We start from the raw sequence: 21,194 nt of genomic DNA, 5'->3' as shown, positions 1-21,194 counted from the left end.
ACAGGGGGGATAGAGAATGAGATATACCATTCGCAAGGCAGCAAAGGAAGATATTCCGCACATTCAGCGAGTTGCACAGGAAAGCTGGGGAGCCACTTATGAGGGAATTATCCCGAAGGAAATCCAGAAGCGATTTTTAAGCTCCGCTTACAGTGATGAATCAATGGAGAGAAGGGTCAGTCATTCCCTTTTGCTTGTTGCTGAAACAAACCGCAGCATCGTCGGCTTTGCCAACTTTTCACCATTGCAGGATGGAGGCAAGGCGGAACTTGGTGCGATTTACCTGCTTCCGGAATATCAGGGAACCGGCATAGGCACTGCCCTTCTTGAGTCAGGAATCGGGCATCTGGAAGGTGTAAAAGAGCTGTTCATCAATGTCGAAAAGGAAAACAAAATTGGCCTGACTTTTTATCATGCGAAAGGTTTCCAGGTCGTCTCAGAGTTTGATGAGGACTTTGATGGACATATGCTGAAGACAATCAGAATGAAAAAACAAATGAAGCACGCTGAAGTGAGCTAAATCTTTTACCGTTAACCCGTTCTTCTGGCATGGTGGATTTAGTAGTTGTAAGTACTTGTGGGGAAAGTGAGGCAGACAGCTTCTGCAGCTGTCCGCCTTTCATTAGGATGGTTGCTTCTTCTCGAAATGGCTTGCCAAACTCAAGACAAAAGCAAGTATAAATATAGCCAGCGAACCTGCCGATACTATATTCCGCTGACCAAAGCCTGTGAAGAAGCTGACAAACAATCCTAGAGAGAAGTTAGCACCCCACATAAGCATAGCCATTGCCAAGCTGCCGGCAACAAATTTAATGAATTGTGTCAATGCGTTCCCTCCTTAAAGCTCAAACGACAAGTTCACTGGCTCCTCTTGAACCTCTCCTTGGATCTCGAGATGGGTAGTCGGAGTTTTTTCATCAACAATGTCAAATTTGCATTCATCAAGCCAGACTGTTCCTTTACCTGAAAGCAAGATCCCGAAAGCAATGATTGAGCTTTTTTCAGGAATATCCAATACAACAGAATGCAGGTTCCAATTGTTCGAGCCGATAATTGGCCGATTGCTCATGTTGTCGAATTGCAGCACGTCTCCAGAAGCATCATCGATCCTCATCCACAAACCGCAAAATCCTTCCACGCCATCCGTCTTTATAAAAGCCGAGAGCTTCAGCCTCTTGCCGATAAACTTTTTCGCCTGGAATTGCTGCATGAGCGTAGCGAACTCACTGTCCTCCAGTACGGTCCGGGACCGAAGGCAGGCAGACCGTTTTCCTTGGTGTACAGTGACAGCATCGAGCTTAGCTTCATAGTTTCCAGGATGACTGCCGGTTAAGAACCAGCCTCTGATTTCGTTTTCCAATTCCATTGAAATTCCTCCTTTATTGTAATGTGTCAGCAGGTTCATCGATCGCCGATATTCACCCGGCGGCATGCCGTACAGTTTTTTAAAAGCACGGGAAAAAGATTCCGGCGTACTGAAACAGCAGTGAAAAGCGATATCGATGATCGGTGTGTCAGTCTCCAGCAACAAGATTGCCGCGTTTGTCAGCCTTCTTGATCTGATATAATCTCCGATCGTCATGCCGACCACTCCCTGAAAGACCCTGAGAAAATGATATTTGGAAAAGCCTGAATGTGCGGCTACGGACTCAAGCGGGAGCGGTACATACAAATTCTCCTCAATAAAATCTATAGCCTTTTGGATATATGGTTGATGGGACACCTCTGCACCTCCTACTTGATACGATACTAAATTTCATCATGCCATTCATGACTTTAATTGCGAAACTGTAAGGTGGGCGGGAGTTTCGTCCTGCCACTTTCGGATGGTTTTCCGAATATTTCCTATATGGGGGAGAGAAATCCGCTATAATCAAGAAAAAAGATAAAGGAGACAGCGAAATGAAAAAGCTTTTATACGGCTTGCTCTGTTCGCTCATCATTATAGCAGGCTGTTCGGCAAAGGAAGAAAAGCCGGTGGCAAAGGCAGACAGCGGCCAGCAGACGCCAGTTCAAAAACCAGAGAAGGTAGAGGCTGCTGCCTATGAGCCGAAAGAGCCGGAGTATTATGAGATAGAAGGACTTGACCGGGAACTGACTGAGATCGAGAAGAACCTGTTGAGGAAACCGGGCCCATATAGCGGAGACCAGTACGATGAGCAAAAGCTCAATGAGGCACTTGATCAGCTTCCGGATGATTTGACTGCAGAGCAATATTTGGAGGAAATGTTGCAATTGCTGTCAGAGGATTATTATGAAGGGATGAATACCTTTCTGTTTTTCGACACTGCAGTAGACGTGGAGGTTGATAGACCGGATGAAAGCCTCGACTCGCCAACATTAAAAACAGCCCATTATGCGATCTTAATAGATGCGAGCGGAAGCATGAAAGCAGCTTCCGGCAACAAGACGAGAATGGAGGCTGCCAAAGAAGCGGTTAAGGAATTTGCCGGACAAATTCCGGAGGACGCAACGGTGTCGCTCCGTGTATATGGTCATAAAGGCTCCGGCAGTGATGCGGATCAGGCCCTTTCCTGCAGCAGCACGGAAAACTTTTACTCGGGGCAGTTCGATGATGCGGGCTTCAAAGGTGCGCTGGACAAGGTGCAGCCGGCTGGTTGGACACCGATCGGTCTGGCCTTGCAGACAGTTAAAGAAGATATTCCGCCTGACGCAACAGAAGCAGTCGTGTATGTAGTCAGTGATGGCATTGAAACATGCGGCGGAGACCCGGTAAAAGAGGCGGGAGCACTCGTTTCCGGAAATATTGAAACCGTCGTAAATATCATTGGTTATGACGTAGACAATGAGGGCCAAACTCTGTTGAAAAAAGTGGCCGATGCCGGGAACGGAGAATTCACGTATGTGAACTCTGAAAAAGATTTGAGACGATATATGCGTGCGCAATATGAGGAAATCCAAAAAAGCTGGTGGGAGTGGAAAGAACAGGGACAGGAGAAATCGATTGAAAAAAAGAAAGAGCTTCAGGCTCTGGCCAAGGGAACAAAAGAGAGCATGCAAGCCAAGTCCTTGCAGGAAAGAAAACGGATGAAAAAGGCACGTGAATACTTAAAGACCCGTTTTCCAAATACGAGCCACGCCATCTATCAGGTCCGAGTTCCACTCATCGAGAATCAGCTTGAAAAATATGACTATATTACGAAAACTGGTCTTGAGCTGTATAGCGAAAGCACAAGAAACGGCCATGAAAACTATAACGAAATTACAAAAGAGGGTCATGAGAAAAGTGCAGAATTTGCGAGGAAGAAGCATAGAGCACCCAGAGATTAGTCCAAGAACCTATTAAGAAGTAAAATAGACCTGCACCCAGGCGTCTGCAGGTCTATTTTATTGGACTGGCAAAGCGGTAATAATATACCGGTCTGGCGCATTCCCGACATAGGTGAACGGATAACAGGTACTGATGACCAGCTCCTCCCGTCCAACATTAGGCTGGATGACAGTCCTATCGTCTGCGCTGACGACCTTCGTGGAGATGACACGGTATGGAAAATTGCCATATGGGAGCTTTACCACCACATGATCACCCTTCTCGATTTCACCCATCCTCCGAAAAACCGTATCTCGGTGGCCGGAAAGAACAATTTGCTGTCCTTGTTGAGGTAAAGCACTCCCTGTATAATGGCCAACCCCTTTTTCCAGTTCCTCTTCACTCGTACCTTCCACAATTGCCAGTTCGGCATCAATTTTTTCAATCGAAAGCAAACCGATTGTTTCGCCAGCTTCCGGCTGGAATTCATCCTTTGTGTTGTAGAGCATGGTAGGCGCAGTATCGGGTTTTGGAGTGATATCAAGCATTCTCTTCGCCTCCTGCAAACTCTCCTGTTGCTCTTTTTTCGCCTGGATAAATTGAATCCCGCCATATATAAAAGCCAGAAGCCCGCTGATGAGAAACAATAAAGATAATCTTTTCACTATCCATTCCCCTCCTCTGATGTTCATTATAATGAACATCTGTTTCTTTAAAAAACACAAGATAGTAAGCAATCAGGAGAGATAACGAGAAAAACAGCGCTTGTTGTTCGTTATTAAGAAAATATCGTTCTATTTGGGGTTTTTCAAATGGAGGACTATTGTCATATACTCGAGTCACAGGGTAGTTCTTAATAAAGAACAAGGCAGAACAAACCTGAGAACGAACATCGGTTGAACCTTCTTTTGCCCAGCAAAAGAATTTCAATAAAAAACAAAAAACAGGGAGGAAACAAAAATGAGCATTAAGAAAAAATTGGGTTTGGGCATCGCATCCGCAGCACTGGGACTTTCACTAGTCGGTGGAGGTACATATGCATACTTTAATGACGTAGAAGTGAATAACAGCAGCTTTGCAGCGGGGACATTGGACATTAACGTTACCGGAAAGGATGCTGAAAACGCGATTATTAATGTTACCAATATCAAACCAGGGGACACCATGCTTAGAAGCTTTAACTTAAACAATATCGGTTCTTTGGATGTATCAAAGGTTCTTTTGACTTCCAAATACACTGTGAACGATGCAAAAGGCGATAACGCCGGGGCCGATTTTGGAGAACATATTAAAGTGAAATTCTTAGTAAACAAGGACAAGAAAACAGAAGTCGTTCATGAAACTACCTTGAAAAAATTGAGTGAGACAGATGTTGTAGAAAGAGACTTGCTTGGATGGATTCTTGGTGGAGAAAATTCTGGACTTAAGGCTGGTACAGTGGATAATTTCTCTGTGCAATACGAATTTGTTGACAACAAAAAAGACCAAAATATTTTCCAAGGCGACTCCTTGAAGCTAGAGTGGACGTTCGATGCCAAGCAAACAAAAGTTGAAGCGAAATAAGACAGCTAGGTGGGGCCCACCCCACCTTTTTCTACATAACCCCCAGCAAAGGAGGGACCCCCAATCCGAAAGTTAAGAATACGAACCTACCGTGATAGAAACAGGAAGCTCCGATTTGCCGGAAAGGCAACTGCCTTTTGGTATGTGGCAATACTGGCCCTCATTTCAATCATCTCACCAACATTTGCAGGCTTCACAAGTCAGGAGGATATAGAAATTGAAATCCAAGCAGACACATGGCCGGTTCCTTGGGCACAGACGGATGTAGTTCTAACAATTGATGGTCAACCTCATGCGGAGAGTTGTGGTGAGGTAGTAACTTTAGAGGCTGTGGTCACTAATATCGGAAAATATGAATCAATTGAAGGAGATATCCATGTAAGCGGGATGGCAGACGATGAGATAACTCAGCTGGAACCCTTTGAGTCTGAGTCAATAACATTTAGTGCAGAGGCGCCTTCGGTTATTACAGTTATGGCTGCTGACTCTGAAGGAAGTGAAATACTATCAGACTCTATTGAAGTTACTTGCCCGCCTCCCCCTCAAGATGCCTGTGGCCAAGAAGGAATATCAGCAGTTGACACAGCAACAACAGAAAACCAACCATCTTCTGTTAATGAAAACGGTGTTGAAGACTCTTCATCCTGCCAGCCTCAATCACCAGAAAGCAGCGACGTTATAGGTGGTGAAGCTGAGGTAAACGAGGACACAGCCCCTGATTCTCCAGATGCAGCAGGAGATGATAAAAAAGCTGAAGCCCCTAAGGAAGATGGCAAGACGGATGACAAAAAAGAAGAAACAAAAAAACCAGAGCCAACCGAACAGCCAGTACCGCCAGTCGACAATCCAACTGAACCGACTCTGCCCGCTACAAATGAACAGCCAAGCCAGCCAAACCCGGAACCAGTCGGGCCAACTCCAGAACCAACTGCCGTAAAGGAAGGTGAATAATATGAAGAAAGCAATGAAGTGGGGGAGCAATCTCCTTACGGGTGTAATGTTCCTCATTTTTATCGTAATGCTGTTCATGGTGATTTCCTCGAAGGCAGCGGGTGGGGAACCGCAGTTTTTCGGATATCAGCTGAAGTCTGTTTTATCGGGATCTATGGAGCCGGGAATCAAGACAGGTTCAATCATCGCAGTGAAGCCGGTCGAGGAAAAGACGAAGTTTATGAAGGGCGATGTTATTACCTTCTTAGAAGAAGACAATATGCTGATCACGCACCGGGTAATTGACGTTGTTAAGAGCGGTGAGTATGTAATGTATACGACGAAAGGGGATAACAACAAAGCCGCTGATATGGATCCTGTCCTCTCCCAAAACGTAGTTGCAGAATATACAGGATTCACAGTGCCTTATGTCGGCTATTTCGTCAATTTTGCCCAATCGAAAAATGGCAGCGTGCTGCTGTTGATCTTGCCGGGACTGCTTTTGCTCGGATATTCGGCGCTGACGATTTGGCAGGCGATTTCCCAAATCGACAAGAAAGCTTCTGAACCGGTGAGCGAGGCAGCCGAAAAGGTCGTATAAATAGCGAAAGATGGGAGCAATCCCATCTTTTCGATAATAAAGGTGGGCAGAACATGAAAGGAATTCGATATATTGCATTGATAAGCGCCTGCACGTTGCTCCTTGCTGGTCTATTTTTCATCAGAGCGCAAACGACTGCAGCCGATGTAAAGACGATCAACTTGTCCGTCCGCCCCGAGAAGGTGCTGTTTAATGTGGAAAATATGGCTCCTGGTGATTGGGCGGTCCGGGACTTGGCCATCATAAACGATGGAGAGTCGGACTTGCGCTATCAGGTAACGATAAAGTACAAATCCGGCAAAAAGCTGTTTAAGGAAATGAACTTGGAAATTAACCAGGGAAGCAACTCCCTATATGGTGGAAAGCTAGCCGATTTCAAGAAATTGGAGCCAAGGCAGCTGCAGCAAAACAGTGAAGAGACCTTAACCTTCCACGCAGAATTCCCGCCTGAACTCGGCAATGATTTTCAAGGAGCGGAAACGAAATTTGATATTGTCATTAGTGCTGAGGAGATAAAGGGCGGAGGCGGAGGTACACCAGGCACGAATCCTGAACCGCCGAAGACTGGCGCTCCAACCGATCCAAGCACACCGACAAATCCAACGAACCCGACAACCCCTACTGATCCAACAGATCCAAAACCTGGCGAACCTGATCCGGATAATCCGGACACAGAAACGCCGTCCGTCCCAGATGATGGAGACCCAGACGGAGAAGGCCAGCCTGGGCAAGATCCTGATGAACCTGAAAAGGATGGCGACGATCAGGGCGATGATAAGACCGCGTTGCCGGGCAATAACAGCGGCGACGGCGGAAATTCTGGAGTTGGAACAGGTGGAAGTGCCACTGCCGCAGCAGGCACAGGACAGCCATTGCCGAATACAGCGACAAATATGTTCAATTACATGCTTGGCGGCGGAGTGCTTATCTTGCTTGGTCTCGCCTCATTGATACTTGCGATGCGAAGGAAAGCAGGAGGCAAAACATTATAAAAGAGAATTGGCGGCGATCAGCCGCCATTTTTTAATTCAAATAAGAAGAAAAGGATGAGGGCATTGGCAGTGCGCGCAAATAAAATCTTTTTTTTTCTGGCGATACTTAACTTTTTCGATGGGGTAGCCACCTATTTCGGCCTGCAATCCTCTATAATAGAAGAAAGCAATCCGCTTATGCTTATGGTCTACAATGCCGACCCGTTTTTCTTTCTCGTCTTTAAGACAAGCTTTTCCCTGATTGTGCTGCTGTTTATGTTTATTGACAGGTTAAAGAACAGCACGTGGGTCGTCGGCCTGGCAGCTGCAGCCTCGCTGTTTTATTCAGTCATTGCTGTGCTCCATGTTTTTTGGATCGGAAGTTGTTTTACATAAAGTCGAAGAGGGGGTTGTCCGTTTGAAAAAAATCATCATGATTGCGGCCGCGCTTTTGCTCGTTGGCTTTGCATTTTCACAAAAGTCGGCAATGATGGCTGCAATAGAATCCGGCAGAGGGACAGCTATCCTGATCAGCATTGTATTTGTTGCTTTGCTTGTATTCTTTCCAGTCGTTCCTTTCGCTGTGATTGCAGGATTGATCGGCTCGGTGTTCGGTGTGCTTCAAGGGACAGGCATCAGCTTAGCGGGCGTCATGCTTGGTTCCATTGCAATGTTCTGGATGGCAAGATACGGCTTTCAGGAATGGATGGAAAAAATCCTACGGAAATATCCGAAGGCAAGTGAATATGAGGGGTATTTCGAGGAAAATGCTTTTCTCAGCATTCTTGCACTAAGATTGGTCCCAGTTGTTCCTGCCCCGCTGCTGAACGTATTAGCAGGGATGAGCACCGTCCGCAGCCTCACATTTTTTGTCGCGTCTCTGCTTGGGAAAATTCCGGTTGTCCTCATCTTCACACTGGCGGGGAGTGTGTTTACGGACAGCAAATGGAGTGCGATCGCCATCTATGGTGTCTATTTTTTATCAATCATGATATTGATGACAATCTATTTCTACCGCAAACAAGATGAGGCAAAATAGAAAACGTTCTGTGGCGAAAGGGCCGACAGAACGTTTATTTTTTTTCTAATTTCCATTTATTGAACTCAATGAATTCCTTGAACTCCTGCTTGGATACGCCTGAATTCATCGCTTCCAGTACTAGTCGTTTCCATTCAAAGTCTAGCTCATCTGGAGCAATCACTTCTTCATCCAGTAGGACATTTACAGGTACATCCAGCACCTCAGATACCTTCTCTAAAAAATGAATTGAAGGATTTTGTTGTATGTTGCGCTCAATTGAACTTAAATAAGATTTGGCAACCCCCGCTTTTTCTGCTAGCTCTGAAAGCGACAGCCCTTTCTGCAGTCGATACTCCCGAATCCGTTCACCGATCATATAGAACACCTTCCTTCGCCTGAATTATAGCATATAACGAAGAGTATGTTCCATTTGCAGAACAGAAAAACATCCGTCTACTCCTTGCTCCTGATAGAATGACTGCGAAAAAATTCTTGAATCTCCTTTGGATCCATCCCAGCCTGCATAGCTTCAACGATGAGCGCAACCCACTCTTGGTCTAACCCTTCCACAGTAATTGCGACGACGTTCTCCATATGAACCTCCCGAATGTGAAGTGCATATTCAGGCAACCCAGCTTCCCTGGCTGCAGTTTGCAGCTGTAGGCCTGTGGCTTTGCGCATCCGCCTTTCGGTCAGAATTGCCTTTATTCTCAATACCGCCTTCGAATAGTTGTTGACCCCATTCTAAATGAAACCCAGTCAGTAAAACGTAGAAATTTGTCGTGATGAATTAAACAAATAGGTTGCTTTTTCAGCAAAATCTATATGAACGGGTGTCGAAAACTTTTATAATAAACTGAATATTAAAATACAAGTGAAAACAAATGTGAGTTCATGAAGAATTCAGTTTGTTACTGTCGAACATTTGGTTAAGAGAGGAGGTCAGTCTGTGAAAAAGGAGGCTTGGCACGGGAGCATGGTGAGGAATCTCTATGTCTGCAGGTGCAGTCTCTGTATGGGGTATCGAGATCGGTTTAGGCCTTGCAATTACTTTGATAATTGAAAGCAGGGCAATCTAGTATCAACATTTGTTACATAGTTGAGGGGGGGGAACAAGGACATGCGATCTAAGATTTTTATTACTTTCTCGTTGCTTATTTTGATACCACTTCTAATTATAGGGGCTGCTGTCCACCAAATATTTGCAGTATCGAAGGTTGAGGAGGTTACAAGTAATACGGAAAGTTCTATAAGACAGTTAAACAATAATCTTGATTTAATGATAGAGGATGCATCCAGATCGACTTTATCAATTCTTTATAACACACAATTGATCCAAATTTTAAAGCAACATCAATCCGCAGAGGATAAAACATACCGAAATCATGACCAGCAGACAGCATTTTCTTTGTTTCTTTCAGGAATGGTTTATAAGAAGGAGCAATTTAATGGCGTTCATGTGATTGCAAATAATGGCCAGGTTTTCAGCCATATGGGCGAAACGAAGGTGAAGGGGCAGATTAATCTGCAAAAGCAGAGTTGGTTTAGACAGGTGTTGGAAAGAGATGGGGCTTGGTCCATCTTTCCTGAAGATAATCCTGATTATTATCTCAATGAATCTAACAAATACATCAGTTTTATGAGGCTGTTAAAGGACCCTGCTAATCACGAAATGATAGGCATTGTAAAGGTGGACTTTTCAGCGGAGTATATGGATCGCCTAACATCTCAATTGCCAAGTGCCCATTGGCAAATCCTGCAGGAAGGGCAACCGCTGTTCAACAATCCGATGCATGATCTGGTTACGGTCTGTGGCATGGGCGATGGCTGGATTAAGAATGATGTAACCAAGGAGCAGTATCTATGTATGAGTGATGTCTCTACAAAAACAGGAATAGAGATTAAAACAACCATACCTAAGAGCTATATTTATAAAGATGTTTGGAATTTTGACCGTCTATTGGGATTCATCATTCTTGTCTGTTTACTCGTCTCATTGGTTTTGTCGTATTTTGTGTCAAACCATTTAATGCGCCCATTAGAAAATTTCAAGACGCAAATATTAAACCTTCAAAAGGATAAGCCTACCGGGAAGCTGGGTGTAAGTTCACATAAAGATTTTGCGTTTTTAGGCGATGCCTATAATGATATGTTGATTGAAATTCAGCAACTTGTAGAAAAAGTATATGTGCTAAATAAGAAGAATGCAGAATCGGAGTACAAAGCTTTGCAATTCAGAATGGATCCTCATTTTATCTTTAATTCACTTGAAAGTATTAATATGGCTGCTCTGCAGAAAAGGGAGTTTGAAATTTCGGACATGGTATCTGAACTCGGCAAACTAATCAGGTATCGGTTGAGAAGCGATAATGAGTTCGTCCTATTAAAAGAGGAGCTTGATTTTACAAAAACCTATGCCTCCATTATGCAGAAACGTCTGGCTGAAAACTTATTTGTTCTCTGGAATATTGATGAACAAGTTCCGTCCTATCAAGTTCCAAAATACATTTTGCAGCCTCTCATAGAAAATGCAATTTTACATGGGTATGAAAACGGAAAAATGACGATTATTGTGGATGCAGTAGAGAATGCAGGCCGCCTATATATTCAAATACAGGATAATGGTTCAGGAATCTCCAAAGAACGATTAGCTGCTATAAAAGAGACATTTGTTTCCCTGGTATCTACTAAAACTGACGATGGGAACAGCATTGCATTGGAGAATATATTTCAACGGATTAAATTGATTTATGGAGATTATGGAGAAATGCATATTGAATCGGATGCAGGTAAAGGTACAACAGTTACGCTCATAATACCAATATTGGAAGGTGGAAATTATGAAAAAGGTCATGTTGGTTGAGGATGAGAAAACGATCCGGGCAGGTCTGAAGATCTTGTTGGAGGAAGTGATAACTGGCTACAGGGTTTTATGGGAAGCCGAAAATGGAAAGCGGGCATCGGAGATTATTGCTATCGATATTCCCGATCTTGTAATAACTGATATTAGGATGCCGGAGATGACTGGATTAAAGTTCATCACACTCTTGAAAACAAAATATCCACAGGTTCCAGTCATTGTGATCAGTGGCTATGATGACTTTGCGTATGTCAGAGAAGCACTGAAATTAGGGGTGAAAGATTATTTGCTGAAGCCGATTAATAGAAAAGAGCTTGCTGATATCCTCGGAGTTCTTTTCAATGAGGGAAATGTGAATCGGACTCCGGAGGACTTGGGGAGCGAGCCTTTATTAATTAGAAACATCAAAGAGTTGATCCATAAGAACCTGGGCAACGATCTGTCGCTAAATTTTATCTCAAGTGCCTTGAGTATGCACCCGAATTATATCAGCCAACAATTCAGCCTGCATACGGAGATGAGGCTTTCCGACTACATCGTAAATCAAAGAATGGAGGCTGCAAAGCATCTTCTCGTAACAACAAATTTAAAAATATATGATATTGCTCATCTTACAGGTTATAAAAATCCTAAGCATTTCTCATCTGTTTTTAAAAAGGTAAATGGAAGAACACCACAAGAATACAGAGAAGGTCCTCATTAGTATTCTCTAATATGAAGTTTAGAAACCATTTCTGAGGATTGATGTATATTAAAACGCTTTCACACCTTATACACTGAGAATAAAGAAAGGGGGAAAAACATGAAAAAGTACCTGATTGTTATTCTTGCTTTATGTTTATCCGTTTTAGTAGGTTGCAGCAGCGATAAGGCAAGCAAAGACAAAAAAGTCGAGCTGACCTTCACCACTTGGGGCGGAGACCAGCATATCGCGATGTATGAGGAACTGCTGAAAGACTTTTATGAGGAGCATCCCAATATTAAAGTAAACGTCGAATCAATTCCTCATGGAGATTATCAACAGAAGCTATCCGTATTAGCGGCAGGAAAGGAACTTCCGGATGTAGGGTGGGTTGCTGAGCGGATGGTGCCGCAGTTTGTGAACAATAATATTCTCACGGATCTGTCAGATGTCGTAAAAGAAAAAGACTTCGATTTTGACGACTACATTCCGTCTACATTGGATTTATGGAAACATGATGATAAATTGCTGGGACTTCCATTCTCGACCCCGCCGATGATTATGTACTATAACAAGACGATGTTTGATGAAGCGGGACTTGAAACACCAACAGAGCTTGCACAAAAGGATGAGTGGACGTGGGAGCAGTTTGAGGATAGTGCAAAGAAACTATCTTCAGGAAGCGGCTCGAATAAAAAGTTCGGTGCAAGATTATTTAACGAATGGACCAATTTTGCGACGATGCCTTCACACACGCTATCATATGGAGGAAAAATCTTTTCAGATGACATGAGTGCATTTGAGTGGAATTCCCCTCAAGGTGTGAAAACATTTGAAATGCTCGACAGAATGATGTTTACAGACAAATCACATGTGCCTCCGGGCGAAAACATTAACTTTGAAAGCGGAAACGTTGGAATGTTTACGTTCATGTACAGCTATATTGCCAACGTCCGAGATATTACGGATTTTGAATGGGATATCGCTCCGCTTCCAAAAGGGCCTGAAGGAAGGGTACCGTTGCTGGGGCAAGCTGGAATCGCAGCATTTACAGGCAGTAAGCATCCTGACGAGGCAAAAGAATTACTCAAGTTTTTGAGCAGCAAACAGGGAATACAAGCGCAATCCGCTTTCTTTGTCCCACCAAGGAAGAGCGTGCTGGAATCAGAGGAATTTATTAATGTGCCGAATAACCCGCCAAAGGAGTCAATCCAGTTGGCTGTTATTGACCAGATGAATAATGGATTTACCTACCCGCTGCATGAGGATTGGACAAAAATCGAGGGTGAGATTGTAAAAGGATTCGATAAATTGTTCTCTCACTCCGCCTCTCCGGAAGAAATACTGAAAGAGATGGAAACAAAAGTAGATGCCATCTTACAAAAATAACAAGCGGAGAACGGAACTATCCGTTCTCTATCATTTTATGAGGTGATTTCAATTGGATACGAGCCTGAAAAGTTTAATTGAGGAAAAGGATATGGCGATCATTGTTAGCTTGCCTGAAAATCGAGTTGATTTAGCGGAAGCAGCCATCGAGGCAGGGGCAGATGCAATTAAGCTTCATATTAATGTCGACCACCGGGCAAGCGGGAATACGTTTCATGGATTGGAAGAGTACAAGGATACTTTTCATGCAATCAGACAGCTTTATACTGGCCCGCTTGGGATTGTACTAGGCGATAATGTCAATGAAGTAAATCAAGTAGATACCAGTAAATTAAAGAATATTGGCTTTACGTACTTCTCTTTATATTCAAAGGATATCACCTCTGATCTATTGCTTCAGAACAACCTTGAAAAAACTGTGGCAGTGGATCATTTGTTCAAACCGGAGATAGGCAAGGTCATCGAAAACTTTGATATTCAGGCTGTGGAGCTGTCGGTCGTTGAAAAAGAGGATTACGGAAAACCGCTCAACTTTAATGACCTTATTTTATATAAAAAATATAGGCTTGTTACAGATCTCCCGCTAATCATACCATCCCAAAAGAAGCTGGTACCGAATGATATGAGACCCTTGATGGAGGTTGGAGTAAATGCGGTTATGCTCGGCGCTGTGACGATCGGAACGACTGCGGAATCCATCAGGAAAACCGTCAGTGACTTCCGGAAAGTCGTCTGAAACTAATATACGCTAGGAATGATGATATGAAGAGCTTGAAACTAACCAAAAGTGGCTGGAAAGATGCCTTGACTGGCTGGTTCTTTATCGCTCCGATGTTTTTAGGATTTACAGTTTTCATGTTCGGCCCACTTGTATACTCTTTTTTCATGAGCCTGCACGATTGGCCGTTACTGGGAGAATCGACTTTTATCGGCTTAGAGAATTACCGCAACATGCCCAGCGACCCGTCCTTTGTAAATTCTCTGATCGTTACCTTTTTGTTTAGTCTGGGTCTTGTTCCTCTGAACATCATCCTCGCACTTCTCTTAGCAGCTTTATTAAAAGATAAGTTTTTTGGCATATCTTTTTTCAGAACTGCCATTTTTGTCCCGGTTGTCACATCCCTGATTGTTTGGGCAATCGTGTGGAAGTACCTTCTTGCTCCTGAGCTTGGGTTTATCAATCAAGCTTTAGGCGCATTTGGTATTCAAGGTCCATCCTGGCTGCTAAACAAGTCGACAGCACTGCCGGCGGTAATCATTATTAGCGTTCTGAAGAATGTCGGATTGAATATGATCCTGTTCTTAACAGCCATGCAGCAGGTTCCTGATGAATTGTATGAGGCTGCAGAACTTGATGGAGCTTCTCCGGCGAAAAAGTTTCGGACGATCACACTTCCACTCATCACCCCTACTGTGTTTCTAACGCTGATCATTACCACGATCGGGGCAATGAAAATTTTTGGGCAAGTGTATGTCATGACAAAGGGCGGTCCGAATGAGTCTACAAAAGTATTGGTCTATTATATCTGGGAAACTGCCTTCAAGCTGTTTGATATGGGCTATGCCTCTGCGTTGGCGTTCGTTCTGTTCTTTTTGCTGCTGATTTTCACATTGATTTCCTGGGTCGTAAGGAAGAGGTGGGTGTTCTATGAAGAATAGGAAAGCGATTGTCATTAAATACGTCATATTAGGCCTTATTACTATCCTGATGTGCGGACCTTTACTATGGATGCTGTCCACTTCATTAAAAGAGCCAACAAGGATATTCACTCAGTTTTTTCCGAATCCAATCAGATGGTCAAACTACTTGGAGGTTATTCAGCAGGGAACATTTCTAAAACAGTATTGGAACAGTATTTATATTGCTGCAATCGTAACCGTATTCGTTTTGTTATTTTCCTCAATGGCTGGTTATGCATTTGCGAGGATAAATTTTCCGGGAAGAAATGTTCTGTTCATCCTTTTGCTGAGTGTGATGATGATTCCACCAGAGGTGACGATTATTCCGCTGTTCTTGTTCATGAGGGATTTGGGGATCATTAACACGCATATCCCGTTGATTATACTTCCGATTTTCGGAGCACCGGGTGCGTTCGGGATTTTTTTGATGAGACAATTCTTCTTGCCGATACCGAAGGAGCTGGAGGAGGCAGCCATCATGGATGGCTGTTCGAAAATCAGAATCTATTGGAACATCACGCTGCCGCTGGCTGTGCCTGCATTGGCCACCTTGACAATATTCACCTTTTTGACGAATTGGGATGAGTTCCTGTATCCGCTGATTTTTATAAACAGCAGAGACTTAATGACGCTGCCGATCGGTCTTTCATTGTTTACGGATGAGACAGGAACAGCATGGCATCATTTAATGAGTGCTACCACTTTAGCGACAATACCGTTATTAATCATTTTCTTTTTTGCCCAAAAGAAATTTATTGAAGGTCTGACAGCAGGCAGTGTGAAATGAAGAAGCATAGGAGGAAGGAGAAAATGAGTTTGGAGAACCTGTATTATTACCGGCGAAGTAAAAAGGTTGGAGATTCAAAGATTATTCGGGATGTTATCATTTATGGAGCCACAGCCGCTGGGATAGCTGCAGCTGTCCAGGCAAAAAGGTCAGGGTTGTCTGTAGCGGTTGTTGAATTTGGCAGGAAAATCGGCGGGATGTCAGCTAGCGGACTCGGGGCGACCGATCTGGGTGCTGAGGAAGCGGTAGGCGGACTTTCACGGGAATTTTACCGTGAACTCGGAAAATATTATGGAAAAGATGAACAGCATAAATTTGAACCTAAGGCTGCACAGTATGTCTTCCAAAAGTGGGTACAAGACCATCAGATAGAGGTATATTTCAATCAGCATCTTGCAAATGTGTCATTGGAAAATGGAAAGATCTCCGAAATTACGATGGAAGATGGGTCTGCCTATAAGGGGCAGGTTTTCATTGATGCCTCGTATGAAGGAGATGTAATGGCAAGAGCTGGGGTCTCCTATTTTGTCGGAAGGGAGTCAAACGCAACTTATAAGGAAATATACAATGGGATTCAATTCGGCGGGCCCCATCACAAATTTGAAAAATGGATAGATCCTTATGTCGTCGAGGGCGTGCCATCAAGCGGGCTTCTCCCCGGTATCGCGGAAGTTGAGACACTTGGATTTAACGGTATGGGGGATAAGACCATTCAGGCTTATAATTTCCGGATTTGCTTGACGAAAGAAGAGGACAACAAAGTACCTTTTCCAAAGCCGGAGAACTATGATGCAAATCAGTACATGCTCCTTCTAAGATATATTCACGCAGGCTATTGGGATGCGATGAATCTTCATACTATGCTACCGAACGGAAAGTCGGATTTAAACAATTTCGGAGGAATTTCAACAGATCATATTGGAATGAATTATGAATGGCCAGATGGCGATTATGAGAAGCGGGAAAAGATCTTCCAAGAACATGTTACTTATAACTTAGGTATGTTATATTTTCTTGCGAATGATTCGCGTGTTCCACACGACATAAGGGAAGAGGTCTCACAATGGGGGCTGCCTAAGGATGAGTTCACAGACACTGGGCATTGGCCGCATCAATTGTATATCCGAGAGGCTAGGAGAATGCTCTCTGATTATGTGATGACGGATCGAAACTGCCTCGGGCAGGAAGAGGCAGAGGATTCGATTGGTCTGGCCTCTTATCAGATGGATTCCCATCACTGCAGACGTGTTGTTATTGATGGCAGGGTTGTGAATGAAGGGGACGTTCAGATTCCAATCTCGCCTTACCCTATCTCCTACCGCTCCATTCGGCCAAAAGCGGAGGAATGTACAAATCTGCTTGTCCCTGTATGCGTTTCAAGTTCCCATATAGCGTATGGATCGATCCGGATGGAGCCGATTTTCATGATATTGGGACAGTCCGCCGCAGTGGCTGCGGAAATAGCAATAAAAAACCGGATCAATGTACAAGAAGTGAAGTATGATGAATTAAAAGAAGAGCTGATCAAAAACGGACAGGTTGTTGAATGGGACAGTTCCATTCAATACAATCCTGTTGAAAAAATGAAAGAGACATTTGGAAAAGAAACCACCATCAGAAAATAACAGTGAATTATAAGAAACCTGGTATGAAGTCCAGGTTTCTTTTTTATTAGATTGCGTAGTAAATTGAAATCTGCCCTAGACAACCCAGGTATATCCATGATATTCTATTATAGTTACTTAGGGTAACTAATTATAAGGGCGTGAGGATGATGAACCTGCAGGAAGATCTGTTTTTTTATTATAAAGAGATGTACCGGCCGTACATAAATCGGCTGAATGGCGTGCTGGCACAGTTTGAACTGTACAGTTCGCAGTGGCTCATTTTGGATCTTGTCAGAGCGAAGGGCCCGCTTGCGCTTGTCGACATTGCTGAAAAGCGCGGTGTTGAGAAACCAACAGTGACGCGAATGATAAGACGTCTTGCGGAACTGGGGCTTGTAGAGTTTGTTGCCGGCAAGGACAAAAGGGAAAAGATGACGCAGGTAACTGCAAATGGAGAAAAGCTATGCGCGGAAATCCGGCTGAAGATCGAAGAGATGCAAAATGAAGCATTGATCGGGATCAGTGAGGAAGAACAAAGAGAAGCTGGCCGTGTACTCGCTCGGATCCGTAAAAATCTAATAAAGTAAAGAAGGTCTAGTATGGAGAAAGAAAAACTTTGGACAAAGGATTTTATCATTATTTCAGCATCGAACTTTTTTCTAATGCTTGTTATGTATTTGCTCATTGTAACAATCGGCCCGTATGCGACGGAGCAGTTCGACGCACCGACGAGCATGGCGGGTCTTGTCTCCGGAATCTTTATCATTGGTACATTGCTTGGCCGGATCATGACCGGGCGGATTATTGAAGGTATCGGCAGCAAAAAGATTTTGATGGTAGGCTTAGTATTCTTTTTGATTACTACGTCTTTTTATTTTTTCGCCAACAGTTTGCCAACCTTGCTCATTACACGGCTTTTGCATGGTTTCGGGCTCGGAATCAGCACGACTGCAACAGGTACGATTATTGCGCAAATCATCCCGCCGACAAAGCGTGGAGAAGGTATCGGCTATTTCAGCCTGAGCACGGTTCTCGCTACGGCAATCGGTCCATTCCTCGGGATTCTGCTCAGCCATTCGGCGGGCTACCGCGTCATCTTTGTATTTTGCCTAGTTCTTGCTGCAATCAGCTTTGTCACATCAATCCTTGTAAAAATGGAACATGAAGCAGCAGCTGTTCCAAAAGTTGCACAGGAGAAAAAGAAGGGCGGCCTTTTGTCCAGCTTTATCGAACCAAAGGCACTGCCGATTGCGATTATTACGCTTATTGTCGCGTTCTGCTATTCAGGGGTGCTTTCTTTCGTCGCCTTCTATGCTGAAGAAATCAAGCTGGTAGATGCAGCGAGCTTCTTTTTCCTTGTCTATGCGATTGCTGTACTGTTCTCCAGGCCGTTCACCGGCAAATTGATGGATGCAAAAGGTGCGAATGTCGTGGTTGTACCGGCGCTGATCATTTTTGCTGCGGGCATGTTCATCCTGAGTTCGGCAAGCCATGGTGCGACTTTGCTGCTTGCAGGGGCGGTCATTGGTCTTGGGTTCGGCAATTTCCAATCATGTGCACAAGCGATTGCCATTAAGGGAATTGATCCTCATCGCCTCGGCTTGGCAACATCGACATTTTTTATTTTCTTGGACAGTGGTTTTGGATTTGGCCCGTATCTCTATGGCCAAATTTTGCCGCATACCGGCTACAGCCATTTATACTTTGCCATGTCCTTTGTGATTCTTGGCGCACTTGTCCTTTATTATTTCCTTCACGGGAAAAAGGAAAGAACAATCAGAAAATCTGTGCTTCAAGAAAACGTTGGTCAGTAATAAAAGGCTCCCTCTAACAAGAGGGGGCCTTTTTTGCTGATTTCTTCCATGTTCATTATTTCACTTAAAAGATGAATGGAGATGCCGATAAAAGAGGAGAAGAAATCTGAACAAGGGCGTGAGAGAATGGGGAAGAGCCGGAAGGTCAGTACAAAAATAGTGATAATGTTAGTGCCGGCACTGTTGTTTTTATTCTTGGCAATAGTTGTCTGTATGTATTTCAATACAAAAATTTCTGTTGAAAGAACAATCGGTGAACAGGCTGTTCATCTAGCGAATCATGCAGCTTCTTTCATTGATCCGGATGAATATGGGGCTTTTACTGAAAGCCTGGAGGAAGGAAAGATCTATAATGATTTGCAGGACCAGTTGAATGATATACGGGTCAAGTCGAACGTCCTTTATATGTATACAGTTGGTTTTCAAAATGATCAGCCCGTAGTGTATGTTGATGGGATGGAGGATAAGGATGCCTCAGAAACCGGTGAAGTGCTTACTGGGATTTCAAAGGAAGATCTTCAAGACGTACTAAAAGGAAAAAGCAAGACCTATCCAATCATTGATGATCCGGTTTATGGAAAATCAAAATCTGTTTTAGTGCCGATTAAAAACGGAAATGAAATAATTGGTGCTCTCGGTGTCGATGTGGCTGCCGGAGAAATAGACAAGGTAACAGGAACGGTTATGAAATCATTGATGCCGATTTTCAGCGGGATCATATTGATCATTATTTTTTCTGTCTTATTCTCTTTAAGGATATCTATCAATCGGATTTTGCGTCCGCTCGGACCGCTTAAGGAAAGTGTTGAGCAGCTTGCAGACGGACAGTTGTCCCGTTCAGAGGAAACATTGGCAGCACTTGATGTTAAAAGCAAGGATGAGATTCAGGATTTTGCCGTTGCATTCAAAGGTTCTCTTATGAAGCTTTCAGAGATGATTGAGAACATGAACCGTATGGCGGAACAGCTTTTGGATGTATCAGGGCAGTTGCAGCAATCCTCAGGAGCCGTCCGGGAGGAAAGCGGAAAAATAACGAGTGACATTAATAAAATTGCACGACGGGGCGATGCGCAAAAAGAATCGATGATCGAATCTGTGAAAGCACTCGAGGAGATGACAATCGGCATTCAGTCAATTGCAGATTCCTCTACAAATGTCGCGGCCGCCTCAAACGATATGACGGAAAAGGTGCAGAAGAGCAGCAGTGAAGCGGCAGTGGCCATTGATCAAATGAAGGACATTGAAAAGTCTGTTCTCTCGACAGACCAGTATGTAGAGGAGCTGGCAGAAAGCTATAGTCACATCGAGACGATGGCAGAAACGATAACCAGCATTACGGAACAAACAAATTTACTCGCGTTGAATGCTGCCATAGAGGCTGCGCGTGCGGGAGAAGCGGGCAAAGGGTTTTCCGTCGTGGCAAGCGAAGTGAGAAAGCTTGCTGAAATTTCCCAGCAATCTGCGGGTGAAATAACGGAACGTATTCAATCCTTTAAAGAGCTGACAGGAAAAGCCGCAAAGGAAATGGCAGAAAGCAAAGAAAAGACAAAGCTTGGCACGGAGCTGATCGGAAAAATCGATCAATCTTTAAGGGACGTCTCTCTTTTGACAGAAGAAGTGAATGGCAGAATTCAAGATGTATCCGCCGTGACCGAAGAGATGTCCGCCAGTTCTGAAGAAGTGCTGGCGGCAATGGAGCAGAATGCAAGCAGCATTGAGGAGACTTTTCAAGAAACGCAGACTGTTGTTCAATCAACTACTGTCCAAACGAAAACGGTTGATGGCATGGCAGAAATGGTTGTCAGATTGAAAAAAGCTGCCCATGCGTTGGAAGCCTCTTTGAGCCATTTTCAAAAACAGGACTAAACAATCGGAATGAGGCTGGGACATAACTAGTCTCTAACCAAGAGAAAGGTGAAATTGAGCAAGACAATTTCACCTTTCTCTTTTTATTGTGTATAAATTTAGGATCCACTTGCTGTGTTGGCCGTAAACTTACGTAAGTTCACGGCCATTAA

The 21,194-nt window shown here is 43.9% G+C and carries 23 protein-coding genes and 1 riboswitch; of the genes, 18 read left to right on the top strand and 5 right to left on the bottom strand.

Going from position 1 to position 21,194, the window contains the following annotated elements; genetic code table 11:
- Positions 1-16: 16 nt before the first annotated feature.
- Complete coding sequence (locus tag AC0TWI_RS18725) at positions 17-520, top strand: N-acetyltransferase family protein (protein WP_488127861.1); 504 nt, start codon at positions 17-19, stop codon at positions 518-520.
- Positions 521-622: 102 nt separating this feature from the next.
- On the opposite strand, the gene AC0TWI_RS18720 is transcribed toward AC0TWI_RS18725, so the two are convergent.
- Together AC0TWI_RS18720 and AC0TWI_RS18715 are read right to left on the bottom strand one after the other, a co-directional pair.
- Positions 623-826, bottom strand: a complete 204-nt coding sequence (locus AC0TWI_RS18720; RefSeq protein WP_488127860.1) for a hypothetical protein — start codon at positions 824-826, stop codon at positions 623-625.
- A 12-nt stretch (positions 827-838) separates the two neighbouring features.
- Positions 839-1,723, bottom strand: a complete 885-nt coding sequence (locus tag AC0TWI_RS18715; RefSeq protein WP_488127859.1) for a helix-turn-helix transcriptional regulator — start codon at positions 1,721-1,723, stop codon at positions 839-841.
- Between the two features lie 179 nt (positions 1,724-1,902).
- On the opposite strand from AC0TWI_RS18715, the gene AC0TWI_RS18710 reads away from it, so the two are divergent.
- A complete protein-coding gene (locus tag AC0TWI_RS18710; RefSeq protein ID WP_488127858.1) occupies positions 1,903-3,291 on the top strand; it encodes a vWA domain-containing protein in 1,389 nt (462 codons plus the stop codon).
- Positions 3,292-3,348: 57 nt separating this feature from the next.
- Here the strand turns inward: AC0TWI_RS18710 and AC0TWI_RS18705 are convergent, their stop codons facing one another.
- Entirely contained in the window at positions 3,349-3,936 is a 588-nt protein-coding gene (locus AC0TWI_RS18705; RefSeq protein ID WP_488127857.1) for a class D sortase, read from the bottom strand.
- Positions 3,937-4,231: 295 nt separating this feature from the next.
- On the opposite strand from AC0TWI_RS18705, the gene AC0TWI_RS18700 reads away from it, so the two are divergent.
- The 6 genes from AC0TWI_RS18700 (at position 4,232) to AC0TWI_RS18675 (ending at position 8,375) form a co-directional block, all read left to right on the top strand.
- Complete coding sequence (locus tag AC0TWI_RS18700) at positions 4,232-4,834, top strand: TasA family protein (protein WP_488127856.1); 603 nt, start codon at positions 4,232-4,234, stop codon at positions 4,832-4,834.
- Positions 4,835-4,978: 144 nt separating this feature from the next.
- Positions 4,979-5,785, top strand: a complete 807-nt coding sequence (locus tag AC0TWI_RS18695; RefSeq protein ID WP_488127855.1) for a hypothetical protein — start codon at positions 4,979-4,981, stop codon at positions 5,783-5,785.
- Position 5,786: 1 nt separating this feature from the next.
- Positions 5,787-6,365, top strand: a complete 579-nt coding sequence (sipW, locus tag AC0TWI_RS18690; protein WP_488127854.1) for a signal peptidase I SipW — start codon at positions 5,787-5,789, stop codon at positions 6,363-6,365.
- Between the two features lie 53 nt (positions 6,366-6,418).
- Positions 6,419-7,357: an LPXTG cell wall anchor domain-containing protein gene (locus AC0TWI_RS18685; protein ID WP_488127853.1), complete on the top strand. Its 939-nt coding sequence runs from the start codon at positions 6,419-6,421 to the stop codon at positions 7,355-7,357.
- A gap of 69 nt (positions 7,358-7,426) precedes the next feature.
- Complete coding sequence (locus AC0TWI_RS18680; RefSeq protein ID WP_488127889.1) at positions 7,427-7,732, top strand: DUF5658 family protein; 306 nt, start codon at positions 7,427-7,429, stop codon at positions 7,730-7,732.
- A gap of 22 nt (positions 7,733-7,754) precedes the next feature.
- Positions 7,755-8,375, top strand: a complete 621-nt coding sequence (locus AC0TWI_RS18675; protein ID WP_488127852.1) for a TVP38/TMEM64 family protein — start codon at positions 7,755-7,757, stop codon at positions 8,373-8,375.
- A 34-nt stretch (positions 8,376-8,409) separates the two neighbouring features.
- Here AC0TWI_RS18675 and AC0TWI_RS18670 read toward each other — a convergent pair whose 3' ends face one another.
- Positions 8,410-8,733 carry a helix-turn-helix domain-containing protein gene (locus AC0TWI_RS18670; protein ID WP_488127851.1) on the bottom strand — a complete coding sequence of 108 codons (324 nt, stop codon included), beginning with the start codon at positions 8,731-8,733 and terminating at the stop codon, positions 8,410-8,412.
- 77 nt (positions 8,734-8,810) lie between these two features.
- Positions 8,811-8,951, bottom strand: coding sequence for an anti-repressor SinI family protein (locus AC0TWI_RS18665; RefSeq protein ID WP_488127850.1), 141 nt, complete (start codon positions 8,949-8,951; stop codon positions 8,811-8,813).
- Positions 8,952-8,979: 28 nt separating this feature from the next.
- Positions 8,980-9,070, bottom strand: a riboswitch (cyclic di-GMP riboswitch).
- Between the two features lie 407 nt (positions 9,071-9,477).
- Here AC0TWI_RS18665 and AC0TWI_RS18660 point away from each other — a divergent pair.
- The 10 genes from AC0TWI_RS18660 (at position 9,478) to AC0TWI_RS18615 (ending at position 21,042) form a co-directional block, all read left to right on the top strand.
- Complete coding sequence (locus tag AC0TWI_RS18660; protein ID WP_488127849.1) at positions 9,478-11,220, top strand: cache domain-containing sensor histidine kinase; 1,743 nt, start codon at positions 9,478-9,480, stop codon at positions 11,218-11,220.
- Entirely contained in the window at positions 11,198-11,920 is a 723-nt protein-coding gene (locus AC0TWI_RS18655; protein ID WP_488127848.1) for a response regulator transcription factor, read from the top strand. Before AC0TWI_RS18660 ends, AC0TWI_RS18655 begins: the two co-directional genes overlap by 23 nt.
- A 99-nt stretch (positions 11,921-12,019) precedes the next feature.
- Complete coding sequence (locus tag AC0TWI_RS18650) at positions 12,020-13,288, top strand: ABC transporter substrate-binding protein (RefSeq protein WP_488127847.1); 1,269 nt, start codon at positions 12,020-12,022, stop codon at positions 13,286-13,288.
- Positions 13,289-13,379: 91 nt separating this feature from the next.
- Positions 13,380-14,024: a hypothetical protein gene (locus AC0TWI_RS18645; protein ID WP_488127846.1), complete on the top strand. Its 645-nt coding sequence runs from the start codon at positions 13,380-13,382 to the stop codon at positions 14,022-14,024.
- 26 nt (positions 14,025-14,050) lie between these two features.
- Positions 14,051-14,947 (top strand): carbohydrate ABC transporter permease, encoded by an 897-nt coding sequence (locus tag AC0TWI_RS18640; RefSeq protein ID WP_488127845.1) that lies wholly within the window; start codon positions 14,051-14,053, stop codon positions 14,945-14,947.
- On the top strand, positions 14,937-15,755 hold the full coding sequence (locus tag AC0TWI_RS18635; protein ID WP_488127844.1) for a carbohydrate ABC transporter permease: 819 nt from the start codon (positions 14,937-14,939) through the stop codon (positions 15,753-15,755). The genes AC0TWI_RS18640 and AC0TWI_RS18635 overlap by 11 nt, the downstream gene beginning before the upstream one ends.
- 23 nt (positions 15,756-15,778) lie before the next feature.
- On the top strand, positions 15,779-17,380 hold the full coding sequence (locus tag AC0TWI_RS18630) for an FAD-dependent oxidoreductase (protein WP_488127843.1): 1,602 nt from the start codon (positions 15,779-15,781) through the stop codon (positions 17,378-17,380).
- A 146-nt stretch (positions 17,381-17,526) separates the two neighbouring features.
- Entirely contained in the window at positions 17,527-17,949 is a 423-nt protein-coding gene (locus AC0TWI_RS18625; protein ID WP_488127842.1) for a MarR family winged helix-turn-helix transcriptional regulator, read from the top strand.
- Positions 17,950-17,961: 12 nt separating this feature from the next.
- The gene (locus AC0TWI_RS18620; protein ID WP_488127841.1) at positions 17,962-19,176 is read left to right on the top strand and encodes an MFS transporter; all 1,215 of its coding nucleotides are present in this window, start codon (positions 17,962-17,964) and stop codon (positions 19,174-19,176) included.
- An 81-nt stretch (positions 19,177-19,257) separates the two neighbouring features.
- Positions 19,258-21,042 (top strand): methyl-accepting chemotaxis protein, encoded by a 1,785-nt coding sequence (locus AC0TWI_RS18615; protein ID WP_488127840.1) that lies wholly within the window; start codon positions 19,258-19,260, stop codon positions 21,040-21,042.
- The last annotated feature ends 152 nt before the right edge of the window (positions 21,043-21,194 follow it).

This window comes from Lederbergia sp. B243.17, assembly GCF_057657925.1.
This window is presented reverse-complemented; position numbering and strand designations above follow the sequence as displayed.